Genomic DNA, 17615 nt, shown 5'->3' with positions numbered 1-17615 from the left:
GTTGGGTGCGGGCGGATCCGGCGCGGGCGGGGTCGCGGGCGGTGCCGCGAAGCCCGCAGCGGCCCGCCCCGGGACGGCGGCGGCGACACCGGGCGCGGGCCCGACCGCCGTGGGTGGCGGCGGGATGGGCCCGCTGGGTGCGGGTGGCGTGAGGGTGGGCCTGCCGTGTGTCGGTGGCGCGGAGGCCGGTACCGGGATGACCGGGGCCGGCGGCAGGGGAGCCGGTGGCGCGGAGGTCGGCGTCGGGGGCACGGACGCGACCCGGGTCGACGCCGGAGCGGTGCCGGACGGTGGAATCGGTGGCGCGGAGACAGGTGCCGGACCAGGCGCCGGGACCAGCGCGGGCGGGGCCGACGTGCCCGCCGGGACGACCGGGGGCGGCGGCAGCGACGCCGCCGGGCCGGCCGCCGGTGGACGCGGCGGCGCCCACCCGGACGATGCCGGGTACGAATGCGCCAGCGCCGAGACCGGCCGGGCCTGCTGCGGTGCGGCGGGCTGCGGCACCCCGGGCCGCGGCGCCCACTCCGACCCGGGTACGGCCGGGGCGGGCGGGGCGGACCGCGGCGCGCCGGGAACCGCCGGAGCCTGCGGCGCGCGCGGGGCGGGTACGGCCGGCAGCGACATCGTCGGCCCGGAGAGCGCTCCCGGATCCGGACGCGGGCCAGCGGCAGCGGGAGCGGCGGCGGAGCCGCCGAGGTAGCTGCGGGCGGTGCGTACCGCGGGGTGTTCGGGGCCGAGCACCGCGGGCCCGGCGGTGGCGACCCGGGTGTAGTTGCGGCGGGCCTCGTGCCGATTGCCCAGTTCCTCCGCCACCCCGGCCAGGTCGAAGCTGAGCGCCAGCATCAACGGGTCGGCGTCCCCGCGGCGGCGCTCGCCAGCCGCGTACGCCTCCTCCAGCACCCGGCGGGCCGCGGCCGGTTCGTCCGCCTCCCGGTGCAGCCGGGCCAGCAGGTGGGCGCTGCCCAGCATCTCCGGATGATCCTCCCCGTTCGCCGGACGGGCCGCCGCGATCGCGTCGGTGAGCAGCCGGCGGGCGCCGATCAGATCACCGGCGGAGCGCAGGGCGAGGGCCTGGTGTTGAGCGGCGGCCAGGGGGGAGGGGTGGGACACGTGAGCAATGCTGCCGGTACTCGGCGGTCGGACGCTACCCGCCGCGATGGATCCGGGGCGTGGCCGTCGGCAACGTCCGCAATTCAACGCCGTGACCTGCGGAAACGTCCGACGCCGGAGCGTGGCGAGCGGCGATGTGCATGATCCATCCGGGCCGTGTACAGTAATGCCCCGTGCGGCCCGCCGGGGCGGCTGGCGGGTGACGAGGTCACCGCGAGCCGACAGAGTAGGCTGGACGAGCAGGTCCGGGTGGCGGAATGGCAGACGCGCTAGCTTGAGGTGCTAGTGCCCGTAAAGGGCGTGGGGGTTCAAGTCCCCCCTCGGACACCAATCAGACCAGGCAGTGACAAGGCCGTTGAGCTGGCATTACTCAGCTCAGCGGCCTTGAGTGTTTTCGGGGTACTGCCCGCCAGGGGATCACCAGGGGATCACGGGCTCGGAGTCGCGTCGTCGGTGGCGCGATCTTGCCTGAGCCGATCGAGCCGGTTACGGTCCCACTGTTGCGCATATAGGTGCGCGCCTGGCGGCAGAGCCCGCGACGGGTCGAGGCCGCCTGTTCACGTGGAGGAACAGTGGCGCAGATCGAGAAGAGGACCACGACGGGCGGCACCCGCTGGCGGGTGAAGTGGCGGACCGGCGGCACCCGCGACGGCCGGTGGGACCGGGAGACGTTCGGCTACCTGGCCGACGCGAAGCGGTACAAGGCGCTCGTCGACGCCAACGGCAACCAGCGGCCCACGCCGGAGCAGCTGGCCGAGCACGGCTTCGCCGAGCTCCTTCCCGCCGGCGTGGCCGCCGCCCCCGACCCGGAGCCCGCCGAGGGCGTGCTGACGTTCCGGGCGTACGCCGAGGAGTGGCTGGGCCAGCTGGTGAAGCCGCACCCGGAGACGGTGCGCAAGTACCGGGAGCGCCTGGAGAAGCACGTCTTCCCGCGGCTGGGCGACCGGCCGATCGCCGAGATCACCCGGCGGGAGATGCGCGAGTGGCAGCAGGGCCTGCGCGACGCCGGGCTGTCGGCGAAGACGATCGCCAACGTGCGCGGCGAGTCCGTGGTGCCGATCTTCAAGGCGGCGTGCCGGCCGGGCGAGGACGGCGAGCCCGCCGTGCGGACGTCGAATCCGATGGACGGGCTGCCGCTGCCGGAGGGCCCGCGCGCCGAGCGGGACATCCTGGAGAGCCCCGACGAGGCGCGGCTGTTCCTGGAGGCGGCCTACCAGGTGGACGCCGAGGCGGCGGACCTGCTGCTGTGCAAGCTGGCCACCGGGCTGCGCTGGGGCGAGGTGTCGGCGCTGCCGCCCCGGGCGGTGAACGTCGCCCGCAGCACGGTGTCCATCGTGCAGGTCCTGCGGAAGGTGAACCGGCGGTGGGTGGTCGAGGCCAAGCCGAAGACGAAACAGGGCTACCGGGAGGTGCCGCTGCCGACGTCGGTGGCGCGGATGGTCGCCGAGCGGGTGGCGGCCGCCAGCCGGGAGCCGGGCCGGCAGTTCGTGTTCGTGGCGCCGCGCGGCAACCACTGGCGGTACGAGGACTTCTACGAGGGACGGTGGGTGAAGATCCGCGACCTGGCCCGGGAGAAGGGCCTGCCGCGCCGGATGACGATGCACGGGCTGCGGCACTCGCTGCTGACGCTGCTCGCGACGGAGGGCGTGGACCTAGCGGCGCTCCGGACGATGGCCGGGCACGCCAGCGTGACGACGACGATGAACGTGTACGTGCACGCGACCCGCCGGCACCACGAGCCAGTGCGGCAGATCGTCGGCGACTTCCTCGGCGTCGACGACCTGGCGGCCGCCGGGCGGTAGGGCGCACAGCGCAGCGGGCGGCGAACCGGTGGGTTGGCTCGCCGCCCGATGTCGGGCGACGCCGGTCACGCAGGGCTATTGGGCGTGCCGTGCGTCGTGCCTGCGGTTGCGGCCCACGCCAGAGCTGCATCGGTCAGCGTCGCGATCAGGTGGGTCTTGCCCTCGGTGTACGCCGCCAACGCTTGACAACCGCCATTGAGACTCGTCCGGTAGGGGCGCTCCACCTTGTCCCCGTCCGAGGAAAATGGATGGTCTACGGCTGCCCGACGAGGATCCGCCTTACGCCACGGCGAGGGCTCTCACGTCAATTGCCAACGGTTAGCGTTCCACCGAGACTCTGGTGAGCCCGGTCAGCCCAGACGTCGGGTGCCACCAGGTTCCAATTCTCGCCGCTCAACATGCTCACCGACTGGCCGTTTAACGTGATGGCCGGGCCCTGCTCCTTCGCTCGTACCTCAGCCGCCAGGACCGCCGGATCACTGTAGGTAGCTAGGAGGACTTCCGCACCATCCTCTGTAGTGCACCTGGCTGCCGCTGAACGACCGGCCAGCTGAAAGTCGATGTCCCTGAGACCGGCGCAAACTAGATTCGCCTCCCGCAGTTCGTCCACGATTGCCTGAGGGCTAGAGAACGTGCCGCCGCTCGCGGGAGGACCGGTTGGAGACGCGGATGGTGAGGGTGTGGCCGTTTGCTCCTGCGTGTCGGAGGTACAAGCGGCAAGGCCACAGAGCAGGAACGCCATCGAAACGACGACGAGGGGCCTTCGTAACCAGATCATCAAGGCAGTGTCGCTGGGAGCCAGGCTTGTAGTCACCACACGATCGGGCGAGCCGCGTCCCCGTTCGGGGAGGCCCGGACGGTCTACGACTGCCCGGCGGAGAGATCCTCCACAGACGAAACGAATGGCATTGGTTGCCAAAGCCAGCACCGACCGTTTGCTCGCCGCCCGCTACTGTCGGACCAATCCTCCTAGGACGGTCTAGAGGATGTGGCGTGGATCGGGCGCCTCCGGGTGCCGGCATCGGGCCAGCGCGCAACGATGTGTGGGCTGGACGCCCCACGTCAGCGGCGCGCGGCCAGGGCGGGGCACGCCTGGTAGGCGGCCTCCAGGTCGTCCTCCGTGAACCGGACGAGCCGGCCGAGCCGGTGGCAGGGGACGCGGCCCTTGGACACCCAGCGCCGCAGGGTGGTCTCGGCGATGCGTAGCTTCTCCGCGGCCTCGGCGTAGGTGTACTCCTGCACGACTCCTGCCTTCCGTGGTCGTCAACGACAGTCCGGTCACAATAAGCCATTGCGGCCGTATAAAGCCACAAAGAAGAACGTGGGGGGAGTCATCAGTTTCATCGGGGGTTGCTCTGGCGTGGGCTCCGCCTGTTACCACGCCGCGATCTAGGAGATGACGGCTGCCCGGCGGTTCCGCCAACGAGTCGCGCTGACTAGAGTGACGGCATTGGAGGTGTGATCGTACGCACGTTCGATCGCGCCCCCGGTTACGCCCGAGCGATTCGCTCGTTGCGCACTGCGGGTGGAGGTTGCGTCACGCATTGTGCGGATCGTTGGTCAAGTTCGATCATCAGCGCGAAGGGGGACCAATGACATCTCGGCAACGAGGCCGTTGCCTCCCCTCCCGCTCTACCGCCCCATGCATGGAGAGGGCTGCAGAAGCCCTTGGATGGCCAGGCGTGGTCGTGCCCGACGTGTCACTACTTGGCACCCACGTTTCGGTAGTCGTGGTCCCTGATGTCGCCGCGCACGAGTGGCGCTTGGAGAACCGGTGCGCCGAACCGCTGCTCGATCCTGACTCTTTGACCATGTGGGAGTGGCCGGAGGGCCGCGGGCTGTTTCCCCCATCTGCGGTTTCCATCCACGGCGTCCTCACCGGTGTAGGCAGGTCGGTCCGCAGCGCGCTTTCCGGCGCCCGGAAGTGGCGGGGTTTCGCCGCTACCGCCGTGGCGTTGCCATCTGGCGAAGCGGCAAGTGATGATCTCCTCCTGGAGTGCTCGTACTCGGGTATTGCCGTTGTCTGCGAGGACCAGGACGAGGCGAAGGTCATCCAACCTGGGCATGACGGCCGGCTAGCCACCGCCCGTCGAACAACGGTGGACCGATGGATCGAGGAGAAGTTATATGGACGCCTCCTGGCGGACGCGGACCTAGCGGACGCGCTCCTGTAGCGTCGCCGGCTCCAGCGCCTTGAGCCAGCCCCCCAGGAACGGGGGTGGTTCCCACTTGTCGGTGTTGTTCTCCACCTCGTAATGGCGGACCTGTGCGTTCCAGCACTTCGCGCGCCAGCTCTCCGTCCGCGCGGCCTTCGTCGATCCGTGAGGCAGGAGCTCGTCGCGAAGGTCAAGCAGCACCTCAAGCGAGTGCTCGAACGCCAGCCGCTCCTGCTCAGGCCATGGGTGGATGGCCAGCTGCCCCAAGGGCCGGGAGTGGCACGCCTCGCAGGCGCATCGCCAGAGTCCATCGTCAGGATCCGCCTGTGCGGCAAGCGCGATTTTGTCGACGCTGATGTAGGCCAGGCACTCCTTCACGATTGCGGCAATCTGCGGATCGTGCCCACCTCCGCCGCCTCCGTCCTTCATTGGGTAGAGGTGGCGCAGGCTGGTGGATGTGCCGACCGCTGCCGCAAGGGCGCCCATGCAGAGCGCCCCAAGGGCGGACACGTCGCAGCGGAGCAGCATCACCGGAACGCGGCAGTTCAACAACCGCAGCAGCGAGCGGACCATGTTCTTCAGGCCGAGCGGGTCCTTGTCGTGCTCCAGGATGACCGCGATGGGCACGCCCGCCTGCTCGACGGCGGAGAGAAGTGTGTCGAGCGCCGCCGGGGAACGTAGCCAGGAGATGTGAAGCGGCAGCAGGGCGATCGCATCCTTGAGGTCTGCTGCGCGACGAAGAATGTCTCCAAGTCCAGCTTCGTCGCCCTCCCCCACATAGCCGGAGTCGGTGAGAACCGGAAGTCCGAGGTTCCTCTGATCTCTGATCCAGGTGTTGTTAAACGGGGCCCGCGCGGCCACGCGGTTGGCGCCGGCGTATCGGGCGGCGTCGAGCAGCAGCGGCTGGCGGAAGCTGTTGTGCTCCCGCAGGTGTCGTGCGGCCTGGTAGACACGGGACACTGCGTCTGTGGCCCTGAAGTTGCCCTTCCTGGCGGTGATTACGAGACCCGCGTTATCCCGACGCGCCAGTCTGGCAACATCAAGCGCCTCGTCCGAGTAGCACTGGATGAGGAGCGCTTCCTGGAAGGGGTGCAGCCGAGCGGGCATCCGGCTGTCGCTGTTCTGCCGGGCGTCATCCAAGCTCACTGCCCGTGCCTTCCTGGTGATTCGGCTCTGTGTCCGTTCGGTCCGTCAAGTAGTGGCGTTCGAAGGGGCTCGGCAGCATCAGGGCGGTCGAGGCGACCTTGTCCAGTGTCCTGCCCAGACTGTCCAAATGGGCATCGACGACTCGCGTCATCAGGTGCGGCCTTTCCTCGGCGACGGCGCCGGGTTCGACCTTCGCCCAGCCAAGCTGATTCAGCCTGATCCGCAGTATGCGGTGTGACTGGTCGTCGATGAGCCCGAGGCGGGAGGCTTGCTGGATCAGGGCGGCAATCGACATGCCCCAGGTGACCTTGAGGTCGAGCAGGCGTCCGAAGTCCCGTGTGGTCAGGCGGGAGAGGTCCTGACGGATCGCGGCAGACGGTGCGATGAATTCGCCGGCAAACTCGAACGCCTCCTGTTCGACCGCTTCTTCCCCAGTGGCGACCTGCCACCCGTGTAGCACCAGGTGGCCAAATTCGTGGGCGACGCTGAGCCGCTGACGGTCGCCGGGGAGGGCGGTGTTGACCACGATGATGGGCCGCCGCTCGGGCAGGTTGAGACTCACTCCGTCCTGCGCATCCGTCCCGAGGTCTCGACGGATCACGGCAACCCCGAGTTGTTCGACCGAGCGAATCACGTCGTCGATCGGCGCGTCGCCTACGCCAAGCAGCGCGCGCACGCGCCGAGCGGCCTCGGACGGGGCGACCGCGCCTACGGGCAGCTCGGGAAGACCGATCTCTGGCCTCTGTGGTAACTCCTCGATCAGTCGGGTCGCGGTCAGGCTGATCAGATGTGTCAGCCCCTCGATGCGTTTGGTGGCGAGGGCGGTGAGCTTGCTTCGACGTCGACGGTGGTGGACGCAGGAGACGTTGGCGCCGAGGCTCGGTTCACGGACAGCGAGTAGTTCACCGGGAACCTCGAGGACCTCGGCGAGATGGGCAAGCTGTTCGCCCTCAAGCTCCAGCTGTCCACTCTCGATCTTGGATACATAGCCCTGGGATACGCCGGCCTTGTTGGCGAGCTCGGCTTGCGTCCACGCCCGCGACTGCCGGACTACGGTCACGGCCGCCCCATTGCCTCGCATGTCGCCCCCCTCCGTCGTGTGGGGCAACAGTAGCACGGGGTGCATGAAATATTCCTGAGTCATTCCTAGATCATTCCGACGCGATCCCAGGGGCGAAGCCTCGCACGGCTACAATCTCGTATTGCGTTCCCACACGCTCTGCGCTGGAAGTGCTGTTGGTGGCACACCGCCGTTCCATGGTGGAGGCCCAGGTTCGAGTCCTGGCCGGCGCTCGACGCCCGGCCACAGGGGAAGGTGGTGAGCGGCGCGTGTTCCACGGCAGCATCCCGGCGGACCTTCGGTCGATCATCTACGAGCACGCGGAGTCCTGGCCGGACACCGACCTGTACGTCGGCTGCTCGGGGAACTTCACGATCGAGCGGACGTTGCACAGCCGGCCCGGCGAGCGCCGCGCGATCCACGGCAACGACGTGCAGTCGTACAGCTCGGCGCTGGGCTGGTGGCTCGCCGGCCGGGAGCTGGACTACCGGTTGAAGGACGAGCACCGCGAGGAGCTGGCCTGGCTGGAGCCGTACCTGGCCACGTCGACGGACACCCTCGCCACGCTGATGCTCGGCACTCGGTTCCTCCAGTACGTCGGCCGGCAGGGCGTCTACTACGAGCGGATGGTCCGGGCGACCGTCGGGCAGTTCCCGACGATGCACGCCAAGACGGTTGCGAAGCTGTCGGCGCTGACGCTGCGCCTGGCCGACTACTACTGCGGGGACGTGCGCGACTACCTGCGCGACGTCGTGCCCGCCGACGCGCCGGTGGCGATGTTCCCGCCGTTCTACGCGGGCGACTACGAGGCGCAGTTCGCCGGGATCGACGAGTTCTTCGACTGGCCGGCGCCGGAGTACGACCTGCTCGACGAGGACGGCAAGGAGGAGATCATCGGGGCGGTGCTCGACCGGCCCCACTGGATCCTCGGCCTGCACATCGCCCGCGACGAGCTGCGCCCCTGGCTGCGCGGCGTCGTGCAGACCTCCAACCGCGGCATGCCGATCTACGTGTACGCCAGCTCGGGCGCGCGGCGCGTGGTCGCGCCCGCCCAGCAGGTCGCGCCGATCCTCCTGCCGAAGATCGGGCCGGCCGAGGACCTCGGCGACCGCATGGCGATCCACGTGCTGACCGGCGGCCAGTTCGCGGCCGTGCGGTCGCAGTTCATGAGCAAGACGATCCTGCCCGGGTCCCCGCTGCTCGCATGCGGCGTCAGCGTCGACGGGAAGCTCGTCGGCGCGTTCGCGTACCTGCCGCCGAAGTTCGACCCGAGCACCGCGTACCTGATGAGCGACTTCCCGGTGTCCTGGACCCGGTACCGGCGGCTGGCGAAGCTGATCGTGATGGCGGCCGCCAGCCGCGAGGCGCAGCTGCTTCTGCAGCGGTCCCTGTCGAAGCGGCTGACCGGCTGGTCGACCACGGCGTTCACCGACCGGCCGAACAGCGCGAAGTACGGCCGGGGCATCCCCGGCGTGAGGTTGCAGAAGCGTAGCGAGCCGGCCGCCGACGGCATCCACCGCTACCAGCTCCAGTACGGCGGCCCCCTGGGTGACTGGACCCTGCAAGAGGCGCTGGCGGAGTGGAAGCGCCGCCACGGGAAGGACGAGCGATGAGCAACGAGCACCGCGGCGGCGAGCTGCCGACCGCCGAGCCCACCGGGTGCCCGAAGACGCTGTGGGACCGGCTGACGCCCTACCAGTGCGACGAGGGCGCTGAGACGGGCGTGTGCCCGACCCACGGCCGGTTCCGGCACGACCAGCCGGTGACGCCGGCCGACCCGGACAAGCCGTGCCAGCACGTCGACATGCACCTGGACGCCGACGTGCAGCGGCTGACCGCCCCCGACGACGACGCCACGGTGGTGGCGTACATCGTGGAGCTCTCGATCCGCTGCCTGGCGTGCCAGGAGCGGTTCCGCTGGTCGGGCGTGCCCGCCGGGCTGATGCCGAACCGGCCCGCCTGCTCGGCGGACGAGTTCGTGCTGCACGCCCCGATCCGGCCGGCGAGCGCCGACCCGGACTTCGGCCTCGGCATCCCCGGCTTCGCCATCCAGTACCGCGCGGGAGGCGAGCGGTGAGCGACGTCGACGAGCTGCCGCTGGACCCGCGGCTGCTGACCGTCCGGCCGCAGGACCTGACGCTGCTGGAGGTCAACGCGCGGTACATGCGCAAGGAGCAGTACGACCGGCTGGTGGCGAACATCAAGCGGGACGGCTGCCTGACGAGCGTGCCGCTGGTGTGGCACGACGTCGAGGGCGACCGGAAGGTGGTGCTGTCCGGCAACCACCGGGTCACCGCCTCGATCGACGCGGGCCTCACCGAGATCACGGTGATGGTGGTGCAGCAGAAGCTGAGCCGCGCCCGGCAGGTGGCGTTGCAGCTGTCGCACAACGCGATCGCCGGCGAGGACGACCCGGCGACGTTGAAGCAGCTGTACGAAGAGCTGGACGACGTGGACTGGCGGGCCTACTCGGGCCTGGACGACAAGCAGCTCGACCTGCTCGCGCAGGTCGACCTGGAGGGCCTGTCCGAGGCGAACCTGGACTTCGCCACAGTGCAGCTGGTGTTCCTGCCGCACGAGCTGGAAGCCGCCCGGACCAGCTTCGACGAGGCGCGGAAGCTGGTGCAGGCCGACGCCCGCTGGCTCGCCGGGTACGGCGACTACGAGGCGACGCTGGACGCCCTCGCCACCGCGCACGGCGCCCACAACGTCGGGAACGTGGCCACCGCCCTCGGGCTGATCCTGGCCGTGTTCGAGCGGCACCTCGGCGAGCTGCGCGACGGCGTGTGGTGGGACCCGGAGTCCGGCGAGCCGATCGGCCACGCGCACCGCCTGGTCCCGATCGAGACGGTGCTGGAGACGCGCTCCATGCCGGCCGACGCCGCCGCCGTGCTGGCCCGCGCCGTGGACAAGCTCGTCCGCAGCGGCGAGGTGCCCGCCGACGCCCGTTGGCGGGCGCTGGAGCTGCTGGCCGCCGACTACCTGGCCGGGTAGCCGGTGGGCCGCCCGAAGGTCCCCCGCGCCACGAAGGTGATCTTCGGCGTCTACCTGGTGGTGATCGTCGGCGGCCTCGCCGCCGGCTGCATCGGGCACTGGCCCTTCTGACCCTGGCCCCGCACAGACTCCCGGCCGGCAGCCCGCCGACCGGCGACACGGCCGCAGTGCAGCACCGCGGCCCGACCCCTGGAGGAGAGATGACCGGACCCGCCCAGAGCGGCGAGGACCTGTACGCCGGCCTCGACGAGCGGCAGCGCTACGAGCTGGACCGGCGCTGCGACCACCACCCGCCGGTGAACCTGGAGCAGGCCGAGGCGCACGGCCGCTGGCGTGCCGCCGTCAAGGTCGTGATGGCCGAGGCGATGCGCAGCCTGCCGCCCGGCCGGGAGACGTCGATGGTGCTGACCAGCCTGGACGACGCCCTGATGTACGGCAACGCGGCGATCGCCCGGCCGCCCATGAGCGGGGGGCGCAGAAGCGGGCACTGAGACGTGGGCGGCCCGGCGCTGCACCCGCCGGGCCGCCCACCTAGCAGCACGAGGAGGTGACCATGAGCGAGCCGGAGATCCTGCCGTGGGACCGGCAGCCGCGCGAGCCCGAGAAGGCGTACGGGTACTTCGTCCTGTACCGGGACCTGGGCCGCACTCGCACCGTCGCGAAGGTCGCCGAGCAGGTCCACAAAAGCCGGGATTACCTCCACAAGCTGGCCACCCGCTGGAAGTGGGTGCAGCGGGCGCAGGCGTGGGACCGCGAAGAGGACCGGCTGTACGTCGAGGGCCTGGCCGAGCAGCGACGCGACATGGCCCGCCGGCACGCCCGGGTCGCGTCGGCGCTGCAGGCGAAGCTCGTCGCCCGGTTGCAGACCCTCGACGCGTCGAAGCTGACCCCGGGCGACGTCGCCCGCTGGCTGGAGGTGTCGACCCGCGTCGAGCGGCTGGCCTTGGGCCTGCCGGACTCCACGACGGCGCACACCGGCCCGGACGGCGGGCCGATCCGCGCCGAGGTCGAGCAGATGAACGAGCAGCAGCGCGCCGACTTCTTCCGGGCACTGATGGCCGAGGCCGCCGCCCGCGCCGGGCAGACGGCAGCGGGAGGGGAGCCGGACGACCGGGCCGGCGACGAGTACGAGGACGAGGACGGGGAGGCGGCCGGTGCGCCGGAGGAGCAAGGGTGACGGGGAGGCGTGGATCGCCGTGGAGGTGCGGGCGCCGCGCTGGGCGGTGTGGTGCGTGGCGGTCGGCTCGGTGGTGATGGGGATGGCCGGCGTGGCGCTGGTGGTGCTGCTGTGGTGACCCGCGGCCCCCGGTCGTCGCGGCGGCTGACGGTGCATCGGGTGCCGGCCGCCGCCCCGGCGTACCGGCAGGGCGGGCACGTCGCCGGCCTCGACCAGCCGAGGTGGGAGCCGCGCCGACCCGTGGTCGGCCGGGCCCGGGTCGACCCGAGGAGGGCGACCTGGCGACGGGCTCTGCGCCGTCGCGCCTGGGCGTGGCGGCTGCTGCTCGCCGGCTGGCTCGGGCTGACCGGGCTGGCGCTGTGGGCCGGGCTGCGCTGGGCCGGGCCGTCGTCGCTGGGCTGCCCGGGGCTGATGCTGGCGGTGCTGCTGGGCCTGGCGTACGTCGCCTCGTCGGACCTGCGCGAGCACGAGCGCGACATGCGGGCCGAGGGCTGACCGATGCTGCTGGCGTACCCGGACCCGGCCCTGATGACCGACGCCGAGCTGGCCGCGTACCTGCGCGAGGTGTCGGAGGTTCAGGGCCTCGTCCGGTACGACTGGCCCCGGCACGCGCGGGCGGAGCAGCTGGAGCCGGCGTACTACCGGATCTGGATGCTGCTGGCCGGCCGTGGCTTCGGCAAGACCCGCACCGGGGCGGAGACGGTGCGCGGCTGGGCGGGCACCCGGCCGGGCGGGCACTACGCGGTGATCGCGAAGACGCACCGGGAGGTGTTCAACGTCTGCTTCACGGCGCGGCGTGCCGGCCTGCTGGCGGTGATCCCGCCGAAGGAGGTGCGGACGTTCAACAAGAGCGAGCCGTACCTGGAGCTGACCAACGGGGCGATCATCCGCGGGTTCGGCGCGCAGGACCCGGACACGCTGCGCGGCTACGACTTCGACGGCTGCTGGCTCGACGAGTACGCGGCCTGGCCGTTGCAGACGGCGCAGGGCGTGTTCGACATGCTGTGGTTCTGCATGCGCGAGGCGCCCGACCCGCGCATGGTCATCTCGACGACCCCGAAGCCGCTGCCGCACGTGAAGAAGCTGCTGGCGCGGGCGAAGAAGCAGCGGGCGCGCAGCCGCCGGCCCCGGGTGGTCATCACCCGCGGCCGAACGCTGGACAACGCCGAGAACCTGTCGGCGGAGGCGCTGGCGGAGCTGCTGGAGCAGTACGGCGGCACCCGGCTGGGCCGGCAGGAGCTGGACGCCGAGCTGCTGTCCGACGTCGACGGCGCGCTGTGGAAGTCGGCGTGGATCGAGGCCGGCCGGGTCGACAAGGAGGACGTGCCGCCGCTGGTGCGGACCGTGGTGAGCGTCGACCCGGCGGACACGGTGTCGGAGACGAGCGACGAGACGGGCATCGTCGCGGTCGGCCGGGGCGAGGACGGCGAGCACTACGTGCTGGCGGACCGGAGCATGAAGATCGCCGGCATGGCGGCGGCCCGCCGGATCTGGCAGTGCTACCTGGACGTCGACGCGGACGTCGTGGTGTACGAGGGCTCGTCGGCGTGGCTGCGGGACATCCTGGTCGACGCGTGGGTGGCCATGCAGAAGGAGGGCCTGCTGCCGGGCGGTGACCCGCCGCTGGACGTGGTGCAGGCCCGCCAGTCGAAGCGGGTGCGCGCCGAGCCGGTGGCAGCCCGGTACGAGGTCGACCCGCCGCGCGTGCATCACGTGGGGACGTTCCCGTTGCTGGAGGACCAGCTGACGACCTGGACGCCGGAGTCCGGCGACTCCCCGGACCGGCTGGACGCCCTGGTGCACGGCGTGACGTACCTGCGGTCGAAGGAGTCCCGGCGGGCGGTGGTGGCGTCGCCGCTGGGCCAGCAGGCACGGCCGTCTGCGGGGCCGCGGTGACCCAGGGATCAAATGAGCGGCTGCGCGAGCGGCTGCGTGAGCACCTCGACGCCGGCCGCCTGCGCCCAGCGGTTGATCGTGGGACGGATCTGCTGATGCCAGTGGGGAAGGCGGATACCGCCGTCGGCGGTGATCTGCCTGACCTCGGGGGCGCCGAACGCCTGGAACAGCTCGCTGGTGAGGCGGTACGTTGCCGCGACCAGCCCGGGACCGTCGGCGCAGAGATCGTCGATGTCGGCGACCGTGTCAGCCCACGCGCCGTTCGTGATCTCACCGCCCTTCCCCGTTGCCAGAGCCTGAGCCGCAAACCAGCCGAGCCGGTCCTCCGGCCAGCCGAGGGTGTCTACCAGCGCGGCCGGGACGTACGGCGCGATGGCGGCCCGGACGGTGGCGAGGCCACCGGCCGCCGCCCTGTCGCGCGCGTGGCGGGCCAGGAATCGCAGTCCCGCGGCGATGCCGAGGGTGAGCCACTGGTCGTCGACGAGACGGGACGTCAGGTCCTCGACGCCCGACGTCCGCACGTCAACCGCGCTGGAGAAGACGCCGCTGCCGCTCTCGTGCAGCTCGCACGCCCCGCGCGAGTACGGCTTGTTCGGTTGGTACCTCGTTGCACCTACAAGGCACCGGCGCCGCACGGTCGACCGGATGAAGTGGCGCACCCCGATGCCGAACGCGGTGTGCGTGGTGTCGGCGTTGCTCAGCCCGAATGCCCTCAGCGCGGGGGTGTCGATGGTGAAGACCCCCGGCATGTCGGGGACGAGGGTTACGACTACGAACGTCTCGTCCGGCGCGAGGCGTTCAACGAAGTCGGCTTCGATCCGGGCGGCTTCGTCGATGCGGTCTGCGAAGCCGGCGAATCGTGCCCGGTACGCCTCGGCCACCAGTGCCTCGGACAGCCAGGCCCTCTGCGTGCCGATCCGCTTGGGGTAGAGCAGCGAGTTGTTCTGGATGTAGGCGTGCGGCGCTGTCGCCGTCCGGGCGACCCAGATGACGAGGAATCCGGTGCCGGGCCGGTCGGGATCCTCTACCGGGATGATGTCGAAGGTCGGCGTCGGCTGGACGTTGGCGACGACGGTCTGGTGGAGCCGGACGCGCTCGGCGTCGCTGATGTCCACGCCGACGTCCTTCGTGGCGCGGCCCTGGCTGTCCTCCTCCATGCCGAGGATGAGCAGGCCGCCGTTGGCATTGGCCAGCCCGCCGACATCGGCACACAACTCCTTCCGGTCCTTGTCGCGGCTGCCGTACGTGTCGCGCTTGAAATCCAGGTCGGGGCCTTCCGTGGTGTCCGGGATGAGCCCCTTGACCTGCTTGTAGGTCAGGGTTTCGTCAATCGGTCCGCCGAGGAGCTGTTCGAGCCTGCGGTTTCGCAGCGTGGGCATGCGTTCGATCGTGGACCGCCCCGCCGCAGGGGAGCAAATCGGCAGGTCAGCGAGGCTCCTGATTGGACGGCGGATGATCTTGATTGATACAATGAATATGTACGGCCCTGGCCGTACCTCCGTGTTCACGTGGAAGAGGAGAGACCGGAAGTGACAGCAGCAGTGAAGGCGCGGCCCCGGGGCAAGAAGGCCCCGCACCTCGCCCAGATCGACCCGCGGGCGCTGCTCGCGCACGAGAGCAACCTGCGCAGCTCGCTCGGCGACCTGACCGAGCTGCGCGCCTCGATCGCCGCGAGCGGCGTTCTGCAGGCGCTGACCGTCGTGCCCGACGGCGACGGCCACCGGATCGTCGCCGGCCACCGACGCGCGAAGGCGGCGGCCGAGGCGATCGAGGCCGGCGAGTGGCCCGACGGCCAGCCGCAGACCGTGCCGTGCCTGGTGCGGCCCGACCTGGAGGGCCTGGCCCCCGCGCAGATCGTCGCGATGCTCGTCGAGAACGACCAGCGCGCCGACCTGACCGAGAGCGAGCGGGCGAACGGGTACGCGCAGCTGGAGCTGTTCGGCCTGGACGTCGCCGAGATCGCCCGGCGCACCGGCCGGAGCCAGAAGCACGTCAAGTCCGCGTTGAAGTTGAAGACGCTCGGCGACGTGGCGACCGAGGCGGCCGACGCGGGCAAGCTGACGCTGGAGGACGTCGCCGCGCTGGAGGAGTTCGAGGACGACCCGAAGGCGATGGAGCGGATCCTCAAGGGCGTCGAGTCCGGCTGGGGTGTGCGCCACCGGGTCCAGGAGGAGAAGCGCAAGCGCGAGGACAAGAGCGCGACCGAGACGCTGACCGAGGAGCTGACGGCGGCCGGCGTCCGGGTGTTGAAGAAGCCGAAGGACTGGCCGTGGAACTGCGCGGCGGCGAAGGTCGAGGACCTGGTGGACGCCGACGGCCAGCCGCTGGACGTCGAGAAGGTCAAGACGCTGGAGGGGTTCGGCGCGATCGTCGAGGGCTCGTACGGGAACATGCGGGCCGTCATCGTGTGCGAGGACCCCGACGCCCACGGGTACAAGCGCACGAAGTGGACGCAGTACAAGAGCCCCGCGCAGAAGGTCGCCGAGGAGCTGGCAAAGCGGGAGGCCGAGGAGCGGCGGCAGAAGCTGCTGGACGCCGGCGAGGTGCGGCGGCGGTTCCTCGTCGAGAAGTGGGGCAGCGCGAAGGGCGCGAAGGCCCTGCTGGTCGACGCGATACGCGCCGCCGTGGTGATGCCGGCCTTCTACGACCGGGCCGAGGACGAGCTGGTCACGGCGTTGGCCGGCGGTGACCCGCGCGACGGGCAGACGGCCGGCATCGACCGGCTGAACCGGCTGCTTGTCGCCCGGTTCGTCGCGGCGCACGAGGCGAACGCGGCGACCGTGGCGGCCGGGCGGTACTCCAATCGGGGGCACCTGGTGCTGCCGTGGCTGAACCGCCTGGTGGCCGAGGGCTACGAGCTGTCGGAGGCCGAGAAGACCTGGCACGCCGAGCTGGTCGAGGAGGAGGAAGAGCGGCGGCGGGCCCTGGAGGAGGAAGAGGCCGAGGCGCTGGAGTACGACGAGGCCGAGGGCTACGTGGAGGACGCCGAAGGGGTGCGGCCGGTCGAGGACGTGAACCTGCCGGAGAACGACGTCGAGCCGGCGGCCGAGCCGGACGGCGACGGCGAGCCGGCGGAGGCCGCCGAGACGGACCCGTGCCCGGAGGCCGACCTGGACGCGGGCGAGCCCAAGGCGGGCGGCGAGCAGTGAGCCTGACCCCTTCGGGTCAGCCGGCGGCGCGTACCGAGCTGGTGCGCGCCGCCGGCGCTGGCCCGACCGACAGCATGGAGGAGCTGCTGCGCGGCACCTGCCCGGCCTGCGAGGTGGCGATCGGCGAGGAGCATCGCGACGACTGCGACGTGGCCGAGTGCCTGGCCACGGGCATGAAGCGCATGTGGTGCCGGGCGCACCTGGAGGGCCACGACTGCGGCCGGGCGGACTGGACCGGCCGGTGGCCGGCGCACCGGGAGTGCCGGGAGTTCGGCTGGCACGTCCGCTGGGACGTCGAGGCGAAGAAGTTCGTGCGGTGCTCCCCGGACGTGGAGGGCTCGGGGCCGGACCTGTCCCGGCTGTACGAGCACGCCCGGTGGGACCAGGCGGCGCGGCGGTGGGTGCGGCGCCGGGCGGTGCTGTTCTCCCGCGCGGTGCGCGGCGGCCGGGCCACCATCGAGGAGCTGACCAAGGTGGCGCGGCGGTGGTGCGCGGAGCAGGGCTACGAGGTGGTCGGCGAGCACGTCGGCACCCGCGGCTGGCGGGAGGCCGTCGCCGACGTCGCGGACGGCGTGGCGGACACGGTGGTGGTGCCGTCGGTGGAGCGGCTGGGCTTCGGCAAGCAGGTGTTCGAGCGGGTCGACGCGGTGCGGGCGGCGGGCGGCCGGGTGGCCGGCCACGGTGTGCGGGTCGGCGCGGACGGCCGGATCGTCGCCTCGACCAGCACGGAACATGAGGAGGATTCGCGTGGAGATCGGTGACCGGGCGATCCTCGGCTGCCCGCCGACGAACCTGAACGCGCTGCTGGAGGGCAGCGGAGCACCGGAGTACGTGCCGACCGTCGAGCACGCGCTGGCGACGTGCGAGAAGTGCGGGACGGACGTGTGGATACGGGCCGCGCCAGCGGCAGGCGCGGGCGCTGCTCGGCGACGGCGCGGTGGTGCTGTGCAAGGTGTGCGCCATCCATGTGCAGCGGGAGCGCGGCTGCGGCATCGTCGGGCACCTCGGCGGCGGCGGTTGCTAAACCGGCTCATCGCAAACGAGGGTGTAGTTGCTGCCTGAATCTGCCGGCTTCGAACAGCGGCCGACCTCGTGGGAGACACGCTCCGTCAGGGAGAAACCATC

General features: G+C 71.2%; 17 protein-coding genes and 2 tRNA genes. 14 read left to right on the top strand and 5 right to left on the bottom strand.

Going from position 1 to position 17615, the window contains the following annotated elements; translation table 11 throughout:
* Positions 1–1110, bottom strand: a 1110-nt coding sequence (locus SLP03_RS15430; RefSeq protein ID WP_319461279.1) for a tetratricopeptide repeat protein, incomplete at its 3' end; no start/stop codon positions are given.
* A gap of 243 nt (positions 1111–1353) precedes the next feature.
* On the opposite strand from SLP03_RS15430, the gene SLP03_RS15425 reads away from it, so the two are divergent.
* Together SLP03_RS15425 and SLP03_RS15420 are read left to right on the top strand one after the other, a co-directional pair.
* Positions 1354–1440, top strand: a tRNA-Leu gene (locus tag SLP03_RS15425).
* Positions 1441–1682: 242 nt separating this feature from the next.
* Positions 1683–2912 (top strand): site-specific integrase, encoded by a 1230-nt coding sequence (locus tag SLP03_RS15420; protein WP_319461278.1) that lies wholly within the window; start codon positions 1683–1685, stop codon positions 2910–2912.
* A 1062-nt stretch (positions 2913–3974) separates the two neighbouring features.
* Here SLP03_RS15420 and SLP03_RS15415 read toward each other — a convergent pair.
* Entirely contained in the window at positions 3975–4154 is a 180-nt protein-coding gene (locus SLP03_RS15415; protein WP_238454500.1) for a helix-turn-helix domain-containing protein, read from the bottom strand.
* Between the two features lie 404 nt (positions 4155–4558).
* Between SLP03_RS15415 and SLP03_RS15410 the strand changes: the two genes are divergently transcribed.
* Positions 4559–5086 carry a hypothetical protein gene (locus tag SLP03_RS15410; RefSeq protein WP_319461277.1) on the top strand — a complete coding sequence of 176 codons (528 nt, stop codon included), beginning with the start codon at positions 4559–4561 and terminating at the stop codon, positions 5084–5086.
* On the opposite strand, the gene SLP03_RS15405 is transcribed toward SLP03_RS15410, so the two are convergent.
* Complete coding sequence (locus SLP03_RS15405; RefSeq protein ID WP_319461276.1) at positions 5066–6214, bottom strand: hypothetical protein; 1149 nt, start codon at positions 6212–6214, stop codon at positions 5066–5068. The genes SLP03_RS15410 and SLP03_RS15405 overlap by 21 nt on opposite strands.
* Complete coding sequence (locus SLP03_RS15400) at positions 6201–7358, bottom strand: XRE family transcriptional regulator (protein ID WP_319461275.1); 1158 nt, start codon at positions 7356–7358, stop codon at positions 6201–6203. Before SLP03_RS15400 ends, SLP03_RS15405 begins: the two co-directional genes overlap by 14 nt.
* Positions 7359–7435: 77 nt before the next feature.
* Between SLP03_RS15400 and SLP03_RS15395 the strand changes: the two genes are divergently transcribed.
* The 9 genes from SLP03_RS15395 to SLP03_RS15355 all read left to right on the top strand — a co-directional run bounded on the left by SLP03_RS15395 (position 7436) and on the right by SLP03_RS15355 (position 13341).
* Positions 7436–7507, top strand: a tRNA-Gly gene (locus SLP03_RS15395).
* Positions 7508–7543: 36 nt separating this feature from the next.
* Positions 7544–8887 (top strand): hypothetical protein, encoded by a 1344-nt coding sequence (locus tag SLP03_RS15390; RefSeq protein ID WP_319461274.1) that lies wholly within the window; start codon positions 7544–7546, stop codon positions 8885–8887.
* On the top strand, positions 8884–9351 hold the full coding sequence (locus tag SLP03_RS15385) for a hypothetical protein (protein ID WP_319461273.1): 468 nt from the start codon (positions 8884–8886) through the stop codon (positions 9349–9351). Before SLP03_RS15390 ends, SLP03_RS15385 begins: the two co-directional genes overlap by 4 nt.
* Complete coding sequence (locus SLP03_RS15380) at positions 9348–10268, top strand: ParB N-terminal domain-containing protein (RefSeq protein ID WP_319461272.1); 921 nt, start codon at positions 9348–9350, stop codon at positions 10266–10268. The genes SLP03_RS15385 and SLP03_RS15380 overlap by 4 nt, the downstream gene beginning before the upstream one ends.
* Positions 10269–10468: 200 nt before the next feature.
* Entirely contained in the window at positions 10469–10759 is a 291-nt protein-coding gene (locus SLP03_RS15375; RefSeq protein ID WP_319461271.1) for a hypothetical protein, read from the top strand.
* Positions 10760–10821: 62 nt separating this feature from the next.
* Entirely contained in the window at positions 10822–11445 is a 624-nt protein-coding gene (locus tag SLP03_RS15370) for a hypothetical protein (protein ID WP_319461270.1), read from the top strand.
* Positions 11423–11563 (top strand): hypothetical protein, encoded by a 141-nt coding sequence (locus SLP03_RS15365; protein WP_319461269.1) that lies wholly within the window; start codon positions 11423–11425, stop codon positions 11561–11563. Before SLP03_RS15370 ends, SLP03_RS15365 begins: the two co-directional genes overlap by 23 nt.
* Before the next feature lie 41 nt (positions 11564–11604).
* Positions 11605–11940, top strand: a complete 336-nt coding sequence (locus tag SLP03_RS15360; protein WP_319461268.1) for a hypothetical protein — start codon at positions 11605–11607, stop codon at positions 11938–11940.
* Positions 11941–11943: 3 nt separating this feature from the next.
* Positions 11944–13341, top strand: coding sequence for a terminase large subunit domain-containing protein (locus tag SLP03_RS15355; RefSeq protein WP_319461267.1), 1398 nt, complete (start codon positions 11944–11946; stop codon positions 13339–13341).
* Between the two features lie 8 nt (positions 13342–13349).
* Here the strand turns inward: SLP03_RS15355 and SLP03_RS15350 are convergent, their stop codons facing one another.
* Entirely contained in the window at positions 13350–14720 is a 1371-nt protein-coding gene (locus SLP03_RS15350) for a helix-turn-helix domain-containing protein (RefSeq protein WP_091105639.1), read from the bottom strand.
* Positions 14721–14870: 150 nt separating this feature from the next.
* Here SLP03_RS15350 and SLP03_RS15345 point away from each other — a divergent pair, with 150 nt between their 5' ends.
* Positions 14871–16490: a ParB/RepB/Spo0J family partition protein gene (locus tag SLP03_RS15345; protein WP_319461266.1), complete on the top strand. Its 1620-nt coding sequence runs from the start codon at positions 14871–14873 to the stop codon at positions 16488–16490.
* Complete coding sequence (locus tag SLP03_RS15340; RefSeq protein ID WP_319461265.1) at positions 16487–17251, top strand: recombinase family protein; 765 nt, start codon at positions 16487–16489, stop codon at positions 17249–17251. Before SLP03_RS15345 ends, SLP03_RS15340 begins: the two co-directional genes overlap by 4 nt.
* Positions 17252–17615 lie beyond the last annotated feature (364 nt).

The sequence above is a fragment of the Micromonospora sp. RTP1Z1 genome, from assembly GCF_033804685.1.
In the GTDB taxonomy this organism is placed as follows: domain Bacteria; phylum Actinomycetota; class Actinomycetes; order Mycobacteriales; family Micromonosporaceae; genus Micromonospora.
The sequence above is the reverse complement of the archived record's forward strand: the minus strand, read 5'-3'. Positions and strand labels throughout refer to the sequence as shown.